The 16,278-nt window shown below is 48.2% G+C and carries 14 protein-coding genes; 12 read left to right on the forward strand and 2 right to left on the reverse strand.

Annotated features, from left to right (window positions below; genetic code table 11):
• Positions 1-90 precede the first annotated feature (90 nt).
• The 6 genes from BGO59_RS19905 to arsS all read left to right on the forward strand — a co-directional run bounded on the left by BGO59_RS19905 (position 91) and on the right by arsS (position 5,460).
• Positions 91-1,197 (forward strand): BamA/TamA family outer membrane protein, encoded by a 1,107-nt coding sequence (locus BGO59_RS19905; RefSeq protein WP_293686010.1) that lies wholly within the window; start codon positions 91-93, stop codon positions 1,195-1,197.
• A gap of 76 nt (positions 1,198-1,273) precedes the next feature.
• On the forward strand, positions 1,274-1,966 hold the full coding sequence (locus BGO59_RS19910) for a TIGR04283 family arsenosugar biosynthesis glycosyltransferase (RefSeq protein WP_293686012.1): 693 nt from the start codon (positions 1,274-1,276) through the stop codon (positions 1,964-1,966).
• A complete protein-coding gene (locus BGO59_RS19915) occupies positions 1,966-2,976 on the forward strand; it encodes an NAD-dependent epimerase/dehydratase family protein (RefSeq protein WP_293686014.1) in 1,011 nt (336 codons plus the stop codon). The genes BGO59_RS19910 and BGO59_RS19915 overlap by 1 nt, the downstream gene beginning before the upstream one ends.
• On the forward strand, positions 2,960-3,889 hold the full coding sequence (locus BGO59_RS19920) for an SDR family oxidoreductase (RefSeq protein ID WP_293686016.1): 930 nt from the start codon (positions 2,960-2,962) through the stop codon (positions 3,887-3,889). The genes BGO59_RS19915 and BGO59_RS19920 overlap by 17 nt, the downstream gene beginning before the upstream one ends.
• Positions 3,890-3,955: 66 nt before the next feature.
• On the forward strand, positions 3,956-4,288 hold the full coding sequence (locus tag BGO59_RS19925; protein ID WP_163953804.1) for an arsenosugar biosynthesis-associated peroxidase-like protein: 333 nt from the start codon (positions 3,956-3,958) through the stop codon (positions 4,286-4,288).
• 125 nt (positions 4,289-4,413) lie between these two features.
• Complete coding sequence (gene arsS, locus BGO59_RS19930; RefSeq protein WP_293686018.1) at positions 4,414-5,460, forward strand: arsenosugar biosynthesis radical SAM (seleno)protein ArsS; 1,047 nt, start codon at positions 4,414-4,416, stop codon at positions 5,458-5,460.
• Position 5,461: 1 nt separating this feature from the next.
• On the opposite strand, the gene BGO59_RS19935 is transcribed toward arsS, so the two are convergent.
• Positions 5,462-6,283, reverse strand: coding sequence for a purine-nucleoside phosphorylase (locus BGO59_RS19935; RefSeq protein ID WP_293686020.1), 822 nt, complete (start codon positions 6,281-6,283; stop codon positions 5,462-5,464).
• Positions 6,284-6,379: 96 nt separating this feature from the next.
• Between BGO59_RS19935 and BGO59_RS19940 the strand changes: the two genes are divergently transcribed.
• The 4 genes from BGO59_RS19940 to BGO59_RS19955 are packed head-to-tail and all read left to right on the forward strand — an operon-like array spanning position 6,380 to position 10,674.
• Positions 6,380-6,982: a TIGR04282 family arsenosugar biosynthesis glycosyltransferase gene (locus BGO59_RS19940; RefSeq protein WP_293686022.1), complete on the forward strand. Its 603-nt coding sequence runs from the start codon at positions 6,380-6,382 to the stop codon at positions 6,980-6,982.
• Between the two features lie 40 nt (positions 6,983-7,022).
• Positions 7,023-7,715, forward strand: a complete 693-nt coding sequence (locus tag BGO59_RS19945) for a glycosyltransferase family 2 protein (protein WP_293686024.1) — start codon at positions 7,023-7,025, stop codon at positions 7,713-7,715.
• A gap of 41 nt (positions 7,716-7,756) precedes the next feature.
• Positions 7,757-9,313, forward strand: coding sequence for a glycosyltransferase (locus BGO59_RS19950; protein ID WP_293686026.1), 1,557 nt, complete (start codon positions 7,757-7,759; stop codon positions 9,311-9,313).
• Entirely contained in the window at positions 9,310-10,674 is a 1,365-nt protein-coding gene (locus tag BGO59_RS19955; RefSeq protein WP_293686028.1) for a hypothetical protein, read from the forward strand. The genes BGO59_RS19950 and BGO59_RS19955 overlap by 4 nt, the downstream gene beginning before the upstream one ends.
• Positions 10,675-11,674: 1,000 nt before the next feature.
• Here the strand turns inward: BGO59_RS19955 and BGO59_RS19960 are convergent.
• Entirely contained in the window at positions 11,675-13,183 is a 1,509-nt protein-coding gene (locus tag BGO59_RS19960) for a hypothetical protein (RefSeq protein WP_293686030.1), read from the reverse strand.
• A 606-nt stretch (positions 13,184-13,789) separates the two neighbouring features.
• Here BGO59_RS19960 and BGO59_RS19965 point away from each other — a divergent pair.
• Positions 13,790-13,918, forward strand: coding sequence for a hypothetical protein (locus BGO59_RS19965; protein WP_293686032.1), 129 nt, complete (start codon positions 13,790-13,792; stop codon positions 13,916-13,918).
• 669 nt (positions 13,919-14,587) lie between these two features.
• A complete protein-coding gene (locus BGO59_RS19970) occupies positions 14,588-15,826 on the forward strand; it encodes an MFS transporter (RefSeq protein ID WP_293686034.1) in 1,239 nt (412 codons plus the stop codon).
• The last annotated feature ends 452 nt before the right edge of the window (positions 15,827-16,278 follow it).

The raw sequence follows: 16,278 nt of genomic DNA on the forward strand, positions 1-16,278 counted from the left end.
GCCCCAATCTATCGAATGGTTTTAACAATCCTAAATTCAAACCCTGCGAGGCAACTTTTCGTATGATAGGATAAGCAATCCAAAATCATAATGCTCCTTTCGTCGTTGGTAACTGCCCTACTCATTTCTACCCTGCCCGACAGTGTTCCTAAAGCGTTCAGTATCTTACCGCTTCCCCTCATTTATTACACGCCCGAAACCCGGCTGGCGTATGGGGTAGCGGCTACGACTACGTTCCGTTTTAGGCGCGATATGGATTTTTTGCGGGCAGATTCATCGGCACAAGCCAGAGCCGCCGTTCGTCCGTCGCAGATCACGCTGGGTTTTGCCTACACCCAGAACAAGCAAATCCTGTTTTACCTGCCTTTCCAGATTTTCTACGATCGGGACAAGTACTACATCAATGGCGAAGCTGGATATTATCGCTACAATTATTATTTCTATGGCGTCGGCCAGCCGGAAGTTGCGCGCGAGTTGTACGGTGTCAATTTTCCGCGTATACGTATCAATGCCTTCCGGCGGGTTGCTCCAGCAATAAGCCGAGGAAAGCTGTATGCGGGTATTCGGTATCAGTACGAAGATTATCAGGTAACCAGCGTCGAGCCGGGGGGATTGCTCGCTTCGGGTAGCGTACCCGGTGGATTGGGAAGTCGACTGTCGGGGGCTGGACTCGGCTTGTTTTACGACTCGCGCAATGTCATTTTCTTTCCATCCAAAGGCGTTGTAGCCGACATTGCGTATCTAACTCATAATCAGGCGCTGGGCGGCAATGTCCACTTCGGGCGATACACGGCTGACGTATCATCCTATCATTCGTTGAGTAGCAAAGCAATCTTAGCGGTCAATTATTTCGTAAGTTTTACAACGGGCGAGGCTCCTTTCAATGCGTTATCGTTGCTGGGCGGCACCAAACGAATGCGAGGCTATTACGAAGGTCGATACCGTGACCAAAACGTAGCACTCATTCAGAGTGAAGTCCGGTTCGATCTGTACAAACGGCTGGGCGGAGTCGTTTTCGGGGCCGCTGGGATTCTGGGCGATGCGCAATCAGTACTACGGTTGAATGAGCCTAAATTAGCTTATGGAGCCGGCTTACGATTTACCATGAACCGTCGTGACCATCTTAACATCCGACTGGATTACGGGCTGGGACGACAATCGAACGGTTTCTATCTGACCATTGGAGAGGCTTTTTAGACGAAAAAGTGCTTTCTGCTCAGGGGGTTTGTCAGGGGCTGATAAATAACCTATTTTGCTCACTTATCAATTACTAATGACGTTTAGTATTATCATTCCTACTTATAACGAAGCCCAGGCAATTGGCCGGTTAGTCCAGACATTGCTGACCCTTGGTGGTGCTTCTTTACGGGAGGTCCTGGTGATTGATGCGGGAAGCCCCGATGGCACGGCTGAGGTGGCCCGGCAGGCAGGTGCTACGGTCAGACAATCGCCAAAGCCGGGTCGGGCTGCTCAGATGAATTTCGGCGCTACGTTGGCCAAAGGCGATGTTCTGTATTTCGTCCATGCCGACGTCGGTATCAACCCTGATTTCATTGCAGATATTGAGCAGGCCGTTAAAGCAGGTTATGAAGCGGGTTGCTATCGGTTTCGGTTCAATTCAGACAAAATCATGCTTCGCTTCAACAGTTACGGAACCCGTTTTCCGGGCATCATGAGTCGCGGGGGAGACCAGACTTTATTCATAACCCGTGCGCTGTTTGATCGATTGGGTGGTTTCGATGAGTACTACACCATTATGGAGGATTTTGATATCATTATCCGGATTCGGAAGGTGGCCCGGTTTTGTATCATACCGAAAGACGTACTGGTATCGGCCCGAAAATACGACACCAATAGCTGGTTCCGGGTACAGATAGCGAACCTGACCGCCTTTTCGCTGTTTTTCATGAACGTATCACCCGGCCGGATTGCCCGTACGTACAAAGCCATGCTGAACTACCGTTGATGGAAACAACCGTACTGTTAACCGGAGCCAGTGGCTTTTTGGGGGCGCACCTGACCCGCGAATTGCTGGCGCGTCGATACCGGGTAAGGGTATTGGTGCGAAATAAACAGCCGTCTCCCACGCTGGACGGGCTGCCCGTTGAACTGTACGAAGGCGACGTTTTAGATAAACAGTCCCTAAAAAAAGCCGTTGTAGGTTGTGATGCCATTATTCACGCAGCGGCTCTGGCTCAGGTAAACCCGGCTCGTAATCCGGCCGTCTGGGCAGTGAATCTGACCGGGACAGAAAACCTGATTGACGCAGCACGGCTGGCCAGCGTTCAACGATTTGTTTACGTTGGAACAGCCAATGTGTTTGGGTTTGGAACGAAGCAACAGCCTGGAAATGAAACCTATCCATTTGCAGGAAAGCAATATGGCTCTGATTATATCGACAGTAAACGGGCAGCTACCAACCGCGTTCAGGAAGCTGTAGAACAGGAAAGCCTGCCCGCTATTCTGGTTCATCCAACGTTTATGCTGGGTGCATTCGATGCGAAACCGACATCCGGGCGGATGCTGCTGGAACTCTACCAGGGTCGTGTGATAGGCTATCCGGCTGGGGGGAAAAATTACGTGCATGTGCGGGACGTAGCGGTTGCAACGGTCAACGCGCTGACCAAAGGGCGATTCGGTGAATCGTATATTCTGGGGAACGCCAATCTGAGTTATCAGGAAGCGTTTCGACTGATGGCATCACGGATGGACGTATCTCCACCGCGCTGGCCGATTCCACCCGGTCTGGCAACGCTGTATGGATTTGGTTGTGATGCCCTAACCAGGCTGACTCACCGTCCGGGACAGCTAAATTCATCGATGATTGCGGTGGCTAATGATGGACATTATTTCAGTTCGCAGAAAGCCATTTCCGAGCTGGGACTTCCTCAAACACCAATTGAAGAGGCCATAGACGAAGCCTTTACCTGGTTTAAACGACATAACTATCTTACGCAACGTGCTGGAACTAACTAAGCAAATCGCCCCATCGGAACCTGTTGACGAACGAACGTCGGCTTCAGCTGCTGCCGTTTCTGACGTTACGGGTAAACGAAACCATAGAACCACAACCATTTCGGGGCCGTTTGCCGGAAAAGTAGCCATTGTTACCGGTTCTGAGTCGGGCATTGGTAAAGCTACAGCACGGGCCCTGTGTATGGCTGGGGCTAAGGTGATTTTAAATGGACGCACACCCGAGCGATTGGCACAAACCGAGGATGAACTGCTTGGCGAGGGTCTGGACGTAGTGAGTTGCCTGGCCGACGTAACCTGCCTTGAGGACTGCGAACGACTGATTGGAACGGCTATCGATACGTTTGGGCAGTTGGACGTTCTGATCACAAACGCCAGTATTTCGATGCGCGCTTACTTTGCCGACATGACGCCTGACGTATTCCGGCAGGTGCTCGACAGCAACGTGTATGGAACGGTTTATCCGTTGAAAGTGGCGTTACCCCATCTGATCAAAACCAAAGGTGTCGTTACGTTCATTTCATCCATATCGGCGCTGAATGGTATGCCCAGCGGCTCGGCTTACTGCGCGGGGAAAGCCGCCGTGGCGAATCTGGCCCACACGCTACGGCTGGAACTGGCTCACACAGGCATTCAGATTGGCGTAGTACACATTGGCTTCACGCAGAATGACCTTGATAAACGGGTACTCAATGCAACGGGCCAACCGGTACCCATCGCTCACCGGCCTCCTCGCTGGCAGAAAAGTCAGTCGGAAGTGGCCCGCATCATTCTCAATCATGTTCGGAGACGTCGCCAGCGAACGGTAATTTCGGCACTAGGCATACTGATTGTGCTGGTACATACGCATCTGCCCCGGTTAGGCGACTGGATTGTGCTTACCACGATTCGTAGACTCCGGCATTTTTATGAGTAAAATCTATTTTCAGCTAGTTCTCGTATTCTCATTAACTTAATTCAACCGGTGCGCCGGTCCGACTTTATGCAGACGTATTATAATCCTGAAGACCTCAAAAAATTTGGCAAGATTGGTGAGTTTCAGAAAGAACTGGCCGACAAGTTTTTTTCTTACTACGGTTCTGTTTTTGCGGAAGGTGCGTTGACCGCCCGTGAGAAATCACTAATTGCGCTGGCGGTTGCTCATGCGGTACAATGTGCGTACTGTATTGATGCATACACATCTGATACGCTCGAAAAAGGCTGTTCGGAAGCCGAAATGATGGAAGCCGTACACGTAGCAGCCGCCATTCGCGGTGGGGCTTCGCTGGTACACGGCGTGCAAATGATGAACAAAGCCAAAGAATTATCGATGTAAATCAACGAGTGAAAGAGCGAATGACCGAGCCGCCGAAGCGGTGAAAGAGCGAAACCCGTCCGGCAAAAATCTTCCGGCAGGTACTATCACTCTTTCGCTCTTTCACTCTTTCGCTCATCAATCCTATGAAATCACTTAAAGCCAGTGGGCATCAGTTAGCCAACGTCGACGTACAACTGCAAACGCTGCAAAGCGAGGTGGCCGATACGTTGCAATTACCCCTTTTTCATGAGAAACTTCAAACCGCTGGGCTGTTTCCATTAAGTACAACCGAACCGGCTGTTTTTCAGATAAATCTGGGGAAAATGTGCAACCAGGTTTGTCGGCACTGTCACGTCGATGCGGGTCCCGACCGGAAAGAAATCATGACCCGCGAAACGATGCAGGCGTGTCTGGATGCGCTGGCCCAAACAAACATCCCGACGGTGGATCTAACGGGCGGAGCACCGGAAATGAATCCGAATTTCCGCTGGTTCGTTGAAGAGGTTCGAAAGCTGGGTCGGAAGGTGATGGTACGTTGCAACCTCACGATCATCGTTGCCAATCCAAAATACAATGACCTGCCTGACTTCTTTCGGCAGCATGAGGTTGAAGTCGTTAGCTCATTGCCGTTCTATAATGCCGATAAAACTGACCGTCAGCGCGGAAAAGGCGTTTTCGAGGATTCTGTCCGGGCGCTACGTATGCTGAATGCAGTGGGCTACGGCCAGCCGGATACCGGCCTGTTGCTGAACCTGGTATACAACCCCAATGGCGCATTTCTACCTGGTCCGCAGGAGAGTTTGAAGCGTCAGTTCAAACGGGTTTTGCAGGACGAATTCGGGATTCAGTTCAATGATCTCTACGCCATTACCAACATTCCGATCAGTCGGTTTCTGGACTACCTGATTTCGTCCGGCAACTATGATGGCTACATGGAAAAACTGGTCAATGCGTTCAATCCGGTAGCCGCTGCTGGCGTCATGTGCCGAAATACCCTGTCGATTAGCTGGGATGGGTTCATTTACGACTGTGATTTTAACCAGATGCTCGATTTAAAAGTAGCCAGCCCGGTCCAGCACGTGCAGGACTTCGACCTGACTACCTTAAATCAGCGATCGGTGGTTATCAATCAGCATTGCTACGGTTGCACGGCGGGGGCCGGGTCCAGTTGTGGAGGCACTACCGCCTGACCTACAGCTGACTGACCAACGTCCGCATCAGCCGGGTAAGATGGGGTTCTGCCGCACCCGCAGCCGCTATGATTTTTTGAATGTCGGCTTTTTCCAGGGTTTCCGGTATGCACATGTCGGTGATGACCGATACACCAAAAACGGCCATGCCCATCTGATTGGCGACAATCACTTCCGGCACGGTCGACATACCTACGGCATCGGCACCCCATTGGCGGAGCATTCGGTATTCAGCCCGTGTTTCGAGTTGAGGGCCAGTTACACTGACGTAAACGCCACGCTGGAGACGAATGCCCAGTTCATCGGCTATAGCCAACGACTGATCGATCAGCGATTTGCTGTACGGTTCGCTCATATCGGGAAAACGGTCGCCAAATTCGGGTGGGTTTGGCCCTACCAGCGGATTCTGGGGAAGCAACAAACTGATATGGTCGTCAATGACCATTAAGTCGGTTGTTTGAAAAGCGGGATTCAGGCCACCGGCAGCGTTCGAAACCAGCAATGTTCGAACGCCCAGCGCGTGCATAACCCGTACCGGAAACGTAATTTGCTGCATGGAATAGCCTTCATAAAAATGAAACCGTCCCTGCATCACTACTACTGGTTTGTCGCCCAGCGTACCCAGCAGCAATTTCCCGGAATGAAACTCCACCGTCGATAGCGGGAAATGAGGAATCGATTCGTAGGATAAGGTCGTCTCGATGGTTAGCTCCTGCGCCAGTGCGCCAAGGCCTGTTCCAAGAATGATCCCGATTTGCGGAGTCAGTTGCGTTTTCGATTGAATAAACTGGGTAGTCTGCTGAACCTGTTCAAGGATGGTCATAAACGATGTTAGGCTATCTTTTTCGCAAGATAATTGTTGAGAATTAATCACACGATTTCATTAACCGATTGTTCGCTTGTTTCGTTATTAGTAGTCATGGCACCAGAGCAACTGATTGTTTTTGTCAAAAATCCCATTCCCGGCCAGGTCAAAACCCGCATCGCCCGAACGGTGGGGGACGCCAAAGCGCTCGACGTGTATCAACATCTGCTGGCTTATACCCAACATCTGGTATCTGAATTTAAAGGGCGCTGTGCCGTCTACTACGGTGATTTTGTGAATGCCGATGACGGGTGGAATCCTTTTGTTAAGTATCAGCAAGCAGGTGTAGATTTGGGCGAGCGGATGCACCATGCGTTTGACGAACAATTTCGGGCGGGGGCCGGGAAAGTGGTTATTATTGGCAGCGATTGTTTCGATATAACGTCCAGCCATATCCATAATGCGTTTGCAGCTCTCGATACCGTAGATGTGGTGATTGGCCCAGCCACCGACGGCGGATATTATCTGTTAGGGATGGATCAGCTTCAGCCTTTTTTATTTCAGGATATGCCCTGGAGCCAACCCGAACTCAGACAGCTGACCGAATTGGCTATTTTACAGCATGGCTTAACGTATGCCCAGCTTGACGAACTAACCGACATCGACGAATGGACTGATTATGAAGCTTATGTTCAGAAAACGAGTCAGCCATTATGACACGTAACCTATATTTTTCGTTTTTACTGCCACGCTACGTTTGAATCAGCCAACTATAGTCGTTATCATACCCGCTTTCAACGAGGAAAATTCTGTTGGGAAGGTAATCCGTGACATACCCGCCGAGTTAGTACAGGAAATTATTGTCGTCAACAACAACTCCAACGATCAGACCGCTATTGAAGCCTCCCGCGCTGGCGCTACCGTACTCGACGAGCCAGTTCAAGGATATGGCCGGGCGTGTTTACGGGGCATTGCGTACGCTAAACAACGCCAGCCTACACCCGACATCGTTGTTTTTCTGGATGCTGACTACTCCGATTTTCCGGCTGAAATGCCCCGTGTTATTGCCCCGATTCGGGAAAAAACCGCTGATTTAGTGATTGGTTCGCGCGCATTAGGTAACCGGCAGCGGGGTTCCATGACACCCCAGCAGCTCTTCGGAAACTGGCTGGCTACCCGGCTGTTACGTTGGCTGTATGGCGTTCGTTTCACGGATTTAGGTCCCTTTCGCGCCATTCGGTTTGATACGTTGATGGCCCTGAACATGCAGGATAAAACGTATGGCTGGACCGTTGAAATGCAGTTAAAAGCGGCCAAGATGCGCTGCAAAACAACCGAAGTGCCCGTGAGTTATCGAAAACGGATTGGCCACTCAAAAATTTCGGGTACGATTAAAGGGACAGTACTGGCGGGCTATAAAATCCTGACAACCATCTTTAAATATTGGTAGTAAGGGCAGCCTGGCGTAAACCGTGAGCGGGAATTGATATCATGGAATTAGTCATTCTATTTATTTACAACCTGTTGATTCTGCTGGTCGTCCTGTTCAGCATCGGTCAGTTGGGGCTCCTTATTCGGTACGTATACGGTCGATGGCGTTTGAGAAATGAGCGCTTTCCAGAGACCGCTATCGATTGGAATCAACTACCTACAATTACGGTTCAACTGCCCATATACAACGAGTTATACGTAGTGGATCGACTGATTGATGCCATCGCCCGGCTGCGCTACCCCCTGGACAAGCTGACGATTCAGATTCTGGACGATTCGACGGATGACACTACGTTGCTGATTGCTACAAAAGTAGCTGTTTATCAAAAAAGAGGTTTTCCGCTGGTACATATCCGCCGACCCGACCGAGCGGGTTTTAAGGCAGGCGCACTAGCCTATGGACTCAACCTGATCGATAGCGAGTACGTAGCGATTTTCGATGCTGATTTTCTACCAGAAGCCGATTTTTTACTACGTGTGTTGCCCAGTTTTACACAGCCCGACATTGGTGTTGTTCAGACCCGATGGCTACATACCAATCAGAACTATTCGCTGCTAACGCAGATTCAGGCTTTTGGTCTGAATGCTCACTTTCTCATTGAGCAATATGCTCGCTATGCCACCGGGCTATTTTTAAATTTCAGCGGTACAGCCGGTATCTGGCGTCGCGAAGCAATACTAGCGAGTGGCGGCTGGCAAGCGGATACCCTGACCGAAGACCTGGATTTAAGTTACCGTGCGCAGTTGAAGGATTGGAAAATCGTTTACCGGGTCGATGTTGGCGTGCCCGCTGAACTGCCGATTACGATGGATGCGATTAAGTCGCAGCAGTACCGATGGATGAAAGGGCCAGCCGAATGCAGTCGGAAACTTTTAGGAAACGTATGGCAGAAATCAGGCATCTCCGTTCGTAAAAAAATACAGGCCTGTTTTCATTTGTTGAATAGCTCCCTGTTAGTACTTATTCTGGGTATGGCGCTCCTGAGTCTGCCTGTTTTGTGGATTCACCACCGCCACCCCGACTGGGCAGCTATTGACCAGAAACTATCGAATCTGTTTTTACTGGCTACCCTCATTTCAACCCTTTTTTACGGAGTCGCTTATTATCAGGCTGAGATAAAGCAAGGTATAAATGACCCTCTCGCAAAAGTCAGTCTCGTTGGTCAATCCGTCCGATTTTTCGGGCTATTTCCTACCTTTATTTCCATCATGCTAGGGTTGTCGTTACACAACAGTCTGGCTGTGCTGGAAGGCCTGTTCGGAAAAAAGACGCCCTTCGTTCGTACGCCAAAATTCAATAGTATGGCATCGCCTGTCGACTGGACTAGTAATGTTTACATAAAGAAAACGTTTCCCAAATCTGTTTTTGGCGAAATTGGGCTTGGGTTGTATTTCCTGGCAGCAATCGGTATGGGACTATACCTGGGCGACTATTCGATGGTTGTTTTCCATAGTTTGCTGGTCATTGGGTATAGCGTGGTTGTTAGTTATACACTCGCTCACAGCTGGGCCCAGGAAACGAACGTAGCACCGAATGTGACTGTTCTACAGCCATGATTACGCCCTTCCGAATTGGCTGGCTCCTCCTTTCACTGACCTTGTATACCCTGATAGGATATGGAGTTGCCCGTCCTCAATTTAACCTGCTGATTGTGTTATACGGACTTTCCTTCTGGGGTTATGTCCGGATTACCCGACCGCTGTGGTTCGTCTCGAATCAACCATCACTCACGTCAATCACTCAACCTGAACCCGACCGATTTCTCGTTCTGGCAGCCATTTTATTCCGGCTCAGTCTATTGGCAGTCATTCCGAATTTATCCGATGACTACGTTCGCTTTATCTGGGACGGCCATCTGGTCGCCAACGGTTTCAACCCGTATCTTTATCTACCCAGCCAGATTATCCATACGCCTTTAGCAGTCACGGTTGGACTAACCGACTCACTGTACTATAGCTTAAATTCTCCGAATTACTACACCGTTTACCCGCCCGTCAATCAGGTATTGTTTGGGTTAGCCGCTTTTCTTTCGCCACACCATTTGCTAGGTAATGTGATTGGCTTACGTATCCCGATTCTACTGGCAGAAATTGGTACGCTGTGGCTCTTACCCAAACTCTTACGTCGATGGAGTAAAAACCCAAACCTGGCCTCGTTATACGGTCTAAATCCACTGGCGATTCTGGAACTGACTGGTAACATACATTATGAGGCAGTGATGATTTTCTTCGCCCTTTTGGCTCTTTGGTTCTATCAGCAGAAACGATGGAGAGTATCCACTTTTGCCTTAGCGCTAAGTATCGGCACGAAGCTTCTACCGGTACTGTTTTTCCCGTTGATGATTCGATACATGGGTTGGAAACGTGGACTCGTATACGCTACAGTTACCCTAGGTTTTACGGGATTGCTTTTTGTGCCGTTTATTGATATAAATCTGATCAGAAATGTGTTTAGCAGTCTGAGTCTTTATTTTCAAAAGCTTGAATTCAATGCCAGTATCTACTATATAATTCGGGCCGTTGGCTATGTTCTATCAGGACGTAGCATCATTAAAGAAGCCGGTCCATATTTGTCCGTACTGATTGCCGTCGGTACCATTGCCATCGCGGTATGGAGCCAAGGTAAGGTCTCTTCTCATAAACTATCGATTCAACTACTCTTAACGCTGAGTCTATACTGGCTGTTGGCCACAACGGTTCACCCCTGGTATATTACCTCGCTGTTGGCAGTAGGCCTGTTTACTCCTTTTCGCTATCCATTTATATGGTCGGGGCTTGCCATCCTATCATATGGGGCTTACCAGACAAATCCTTACAATGAGAATATACCCCTTGTCTTTGTGGAATATGGAATACTCGTTGGATATGGGATATTCGAATGGAAAAAGCAGAAAAACAAATTGTCGACTGGTGAATAAAGCTTGACTTTTGTTTATTACAAAACTTCATAAAACTAACTATACAGCACCTCAGTGCTTTTTATTTGACAGAAGAGACGATAGATGTCGATTATTTTAACGGCTCGTAAATCGCCCTATTCTTACGATAGAGACAGTAGTTGTGACAGCAAAGTCATTCTGTTCGGGCTTCAGCCTCATATTCCTATCTGCTCCGGCGGTCCAGTCACTATTCAAAGTCAAAATCTCACATTCTAGTTGAGTTTGTGATATTGATTTTTCATCCCAAATGACGAGTTATCCGCTCGGGGAGCCCCATCCGTTTCGGTAAAACTACCCCAAATAATAACTTAGGGCTCTGCCACCTAGCTTTCGATTGGTTCAAAACGAGAGTGGGGTTTTATTGATGATGCTGTCTACGGCTTAGCTCGATTGGCTAATCGGAGCGCCGAAGCGATGGCATGAAAAAGGCCGACAAGCTGTTTTTTAGGCCTTCAATACGGTGGCCTGTTCCATCCAGAACCCTTATACAACTATCCTGAATTATTTTGACAATCGCAGTACGAAGGCATTAGCCGAGTCATTTAACCGTGCGACGAACCGTACCAAGATTAAAGGCTGGATTATCCATTCGCAACTATACGAAATCCATGACGTTTTGGTAATGTATTTTATCAATCGACAGGAAGGTCCAGCAACAATCGGAGTTGATGGCGACTTGCTCGCAGGGCATTAGCCAAGCTATTTGGCTGTTGGGAGTTAAACGTCAGTAGTTGTAGTGTATGACTCTGAAATGCCTGATAGTTTCAGGCAATTGGTGTTCCAAAGTCTTATCACATAGGATAGTTATGTTTTTTCAACCCCATCGCGTAGCCCATTTCAGTAAAAACTAAAGCAAGACCAGGCTAAAGGTTATGTACTTGACAAAAGGTTGAGGTGTGGTTTGTAAAAGTGGCTTCATAGCAGATGTGAGTGGATAAATTGTGACCTATTCAGTTCACAACATGTACATTATGAACGCTTACTTCTGCTTCAGGACCTGGCGAAGCAATAGTTCTAATTCGGCCTGTTTTTGTTTCAGTGCCATTAGCTCCCGCTGCTGCTGCTCTAGTAGTTGCTGTTTCGTCTGATCGGCCTTCTCCAGTTGGATACTGTATAATGTCAACTCTTCCACTTTCTCCAGCAGGACTGCATTCATCTTTACCAAATCAATACCTTCGCTTGCTACCTGTTCGGCTGAAGGTATGCCGGGTAAATGGCGGTGCTGGTGGATATAAGCCGCTACTGAGGATAACGACCGGAGCTGATAAGTCGGTGCAAACACTTTATCACTCCACTCGCTGGGATTGTTGATTCGAAGCTGATAGCGGGCTTTGATCACATCACCCAATTCATTTACCGTTAAGAACTGATCGGTAGTTTGAGTCAGTTTACTTTGGCTAGTCAGCCGGGTAAGTCGTAAACCGCTCTCTTCATCTACATCGGCCACGACTTCTAGTTTTCGCTGCGGAATTGAGGTACCAATACCAACATTTACTCCATTGCCTAGGATAAGGGCGTTACTGGCAGCTACCCGGCTGTTTGCGCCAATAGCGATCCCATTGTAAATACCTTCGTCTGCCTGGCTGTTATAGCCCATCAAAACGTTATCGTCACTGGTGGTAATGGCTGTCCCCGAGTTTGGGCCAATAATAATGTTGTTTGAGCCTGTGCTTATACTTCGGCCCGCATTGAAGCCCATAAATGTGTTGCTATTGCCTGTCGTGTTACTCGTACCAGCACTAGACCCAATAATCGTGTTGCTATTGCCAGTTGTATTCACAGACCCCGCAGCCACGCCCACAAATACATTCTGATAGCCGGTTGTGTTGGTGTAGCCAGCATAACTACCCATAAAACTATTGTTGTAGCCAGTCTTGTTGCTGTAGCCTGAATAAGCACCCGTAAAACTGTTGCCGCCCCCCGTTGAACTGTTGTAGCCGGTTTGAAAGCCAAGAAAGGTATTGGAGGAGCTGCTCGAACTTTTATAGCCAGCTTTTGAGCCCACAAAGACATTACCCGAAGCTGAGCTATTCACACCGGCTGAGTCGCCTATAATGACGTTATTATGTCCCGTAGTATTCGCGTATGAAGCACTGACACCAATAGCCACATTGGAATAACCAGAGGTATTCTGAAAGGCAGCTCCATACCCAAAAACACTATTGCTGAAGCCGGTCTGGTTGGTAAACCCTGCCGAATAACCCATGAACGTGTTCTGCTTCCCAGTTGTATTAGAAAAGCCAGCCACATAGCCTACGAAGCTATTTGAGTTGCCAGTCGTTGTTTTATAGCCAGCGTAGTAACCGACAAAACTATTTTCAGAGCCGGTATTATAGTAGCCAGCTGAGTAGCCTACCAATACATTATTGTTAGAGGTGCTACTAGTCGAGTAACCAGCCAGTGGGCCTAGCAGCGTATTATACGTGCCAGGAGTTGCTGTATTGGCTGTATTGACTACATAGTTTGTCTGGGCTATTGTTGGAGCCATCAGTAGCCAACTTAGTAATAGCAGATAAAGTTGTTTCACCATCAAGAAAGCAAGAGAAGAAAGAGATCAAAGATCTTCTGCTTCCAAGGCCTATACAATCGGATAAATATATGATACAAGGCTTTTTTAGATTCCAGTAACGTATTACAGCCTTAATTCAACCGCCTGATATGGTTGATATGCTCAGTCGAAAAGGCAATCTCGTACTGACTAATGCGCTGTTTTGAGTAGTATCACCATTTCTTCTAGTATCGTTTCTTTATGCCCGGTCAGGCTGGTTGGTTTTCCTCGACCTCCACATAGGTGTAGTTACAATTTACCATTTCCCATAGGGAAGTTTCGACCTCTTGCCGTTCAATAACCCACTGATGAAGTAGGTCTACATCGCTACAATCATAATAATATCCGGTAGTTGACTTCATGCGTGAATCCATTCTGCGCAAAGCCCATCATTGAGAAGAAGGTTGGTTATGGCCTTATTGCCCCTAATACTATGTGCTAAAACTACCTTTTACTAAATATTAGGTGAGCATCCGTGACTAATTAGATGTAACTACATCTAATTAGTATAGCGTTCGCTTTTGCAACAACCAATACGCTCTCAGAATGAACTCGTCAATTAATCTGGAAAAGAAAAAAGATAGTATAATCGATACGGATAACTGGTTTGCTGTGCTGCTGGTCGTCTCAGTTATCGCAGCTAGTGTAGGGTGCGTTTTTACACAGATGATTTGATACCTTCTATCAGAAAATTCATTTTATAGTTCCTGGTTACTCCTGTTAGGCATTTGTCGGCTTCTAAACAGCATAAAATAACCCTGTTCGCGACAACCTTTTTACAATACAAAGGCAGCCTAGCAAATTATTATCATTTCACGTAAAGGAATCTGCATGAATGAAATGCAGGCTCTTGCTGGATGTCAAGCTGCTTTATTTCTCTAGCCCTACTAGTTGTACTTAATTAATCTATTGGCATTTATCCCCTTTACCAAGTGCTGATTGGCAGTATAAAGTCGGCTAGATTAAATCCTATCGTCCGCTGCTCCTGGGTAGCCTGACGATACCCGCAATCACTAGCGCGTTATATCTTTCCTGAGCATCCCCAATCGCGCCAAGTTTTAATCCTTTTCATTCGTTATCCTTTCCTTTATCCGCTCCTACAGCAGGATTCCATTTGGCATTTCAGCTGAACCTGGTAGCCGTGCCTATATCCGACACCAATTACAGGTATTTTTCTCTACAGCCGACTAAGTAGACTAGCCTACAACCATCCCCTATAATCACCTATAAATCAGACAATTTCCAGAAAAATATCTTTCCTACGTGACCTGGTACAATATTTAAGCGACCTAGCTAATGTATTCTGTTTATTCAGTGTACTCAACGCTAGTCCATTATTAAAAGATGGTTAAATTATCGCCAAAACTAACTACACGACAACCTGGTTTAGCCAGCCTGCGGGCGCTGGATGCCGCCAATTTCTTTCTGGCCGATGTTCGGGATGGCCTGGGGCCTTATCTGGCTATTTACTTGTTAACAACCCTGCACTGGGATGCGCAAAATATCGGTATCGCCATGTCGGTGATGGGCATTGCTACTGTAATTGCGCAAACACCAGCAGGTGCCTTGGTCGATCGAACGCACCGAAAACGTGCCTTCTCAATTGTTGCCTCGCTTCTGATTGCCCTGGCAGCCATCGTTACCATTACCGTACCAACCTACTCGGTGATTCTGGGGGGCCAAGCTATTATGGGCGTGGCAGCCGCCTGGTTTACACCCGCTATTGCTGCTATTACATTAGGGCTGGTTGGACCTAAAGGATTGGACAAACGAGTTGGACGCAACGAAACGTTTAACCACGCGGGTAATGTATTTGCCGCTCTACTGGCAGGCTTGTTAGGCTATTACGTGAGTACCAAAGGTATTTTTTTACTACTGGCGGCAATGTCTATTCTGAGTAGCTTGTCGATCTGGCGAATTCGAGAGGAAGACATCGACCATCAACTGGCAAGGGGCTGTTCGGAAGAAGAGGAACAGGCAAACAAAGACCGTTCAGGCTGGCAGGCATTGCTCGGTAACCGGCCAATTCTCTTTTTTGCCCTGGCCTGTGTGCTCTTTCATTTTGCGAATGCAGCGATGCTGCCACTACTCGGCCAACGACTGGCCCAGGGAATCAATGCGGGAGCTTCTTCGGCCTATATGTCGGCTTGCATCATTGTCGCTCAGCTTGTTATGATTCCTGTTAGTTACCTTACCGGAAAACTAGCCCCAAACGGCCGTAAGCGACTGTTGCTCATCGGCTTTGCCGTATTGCCCATTCGTGGCTTACTCTATACGTTAACGGGCGATCCAATTTTACTAGTTGCCATTCAGATTCTGGACGGTGTTGGTGCCGGAATATTTGGTGTATTATCCATCCTGATTGTCTCGGATCTGACGCGCGGATCAGGTTTGTTCAATACCACACAGGGAGCCATTGCGACAGCTGTTGGGCTGGGCGCTTCCCTTAGTAACGCCTTTGCCGGTATGCTTCTTCAACAGACCAGTTATAATGTCGCCTTCTTAACACTGGCAGCTCTGGCCCTCGTTGCTCTGGGTGTCTTATGGTTTTTAGTACCGGAAACAGGTCCTAAGGTAAGCTAACGTCTTCGCTACACCCACCTATTAGTAAGCATATTCTTCCTACAACTGAACTGACTATATGACCAACTATAGATTGTACTCTATACCCAATTTTCTGATCTGTTTTCTCGTTGCGGCTTCGCTAACCAGTTGCCTGACTTCCCGGCAGACGGCCTATACCTTAACTAAGGTTGCCAGCGATGATTGTGCGATTGATTCAAGTGGTACATCGGGCTACGTCTTTCACCCCGTTGATTTAGTGCCTGGTTCACCGGACGACTCACTACTCCGTCGTCGCTACGGCGAGCGCGGACTTCGGATGGCCCAGGCTGTAGGGCTCACATCACTGCTGGTACAGGCAACATTACTGGAACAGCAACAAAAACCGAATCAGCCTGCTTCGAATGAATACCTAACTATTCGGCAAAAAATGACAGACCAACTTCAACTGGCCAGCTTCGACATTGCTACGG

Source organism: Spirosoma sp. 48-14 (assembly GCF_001898575.1).
GTDB lineage: Bacteria > Bacteroidota > Bacteroidia > Cytophagales > Spirosomataceae > Spirosoma.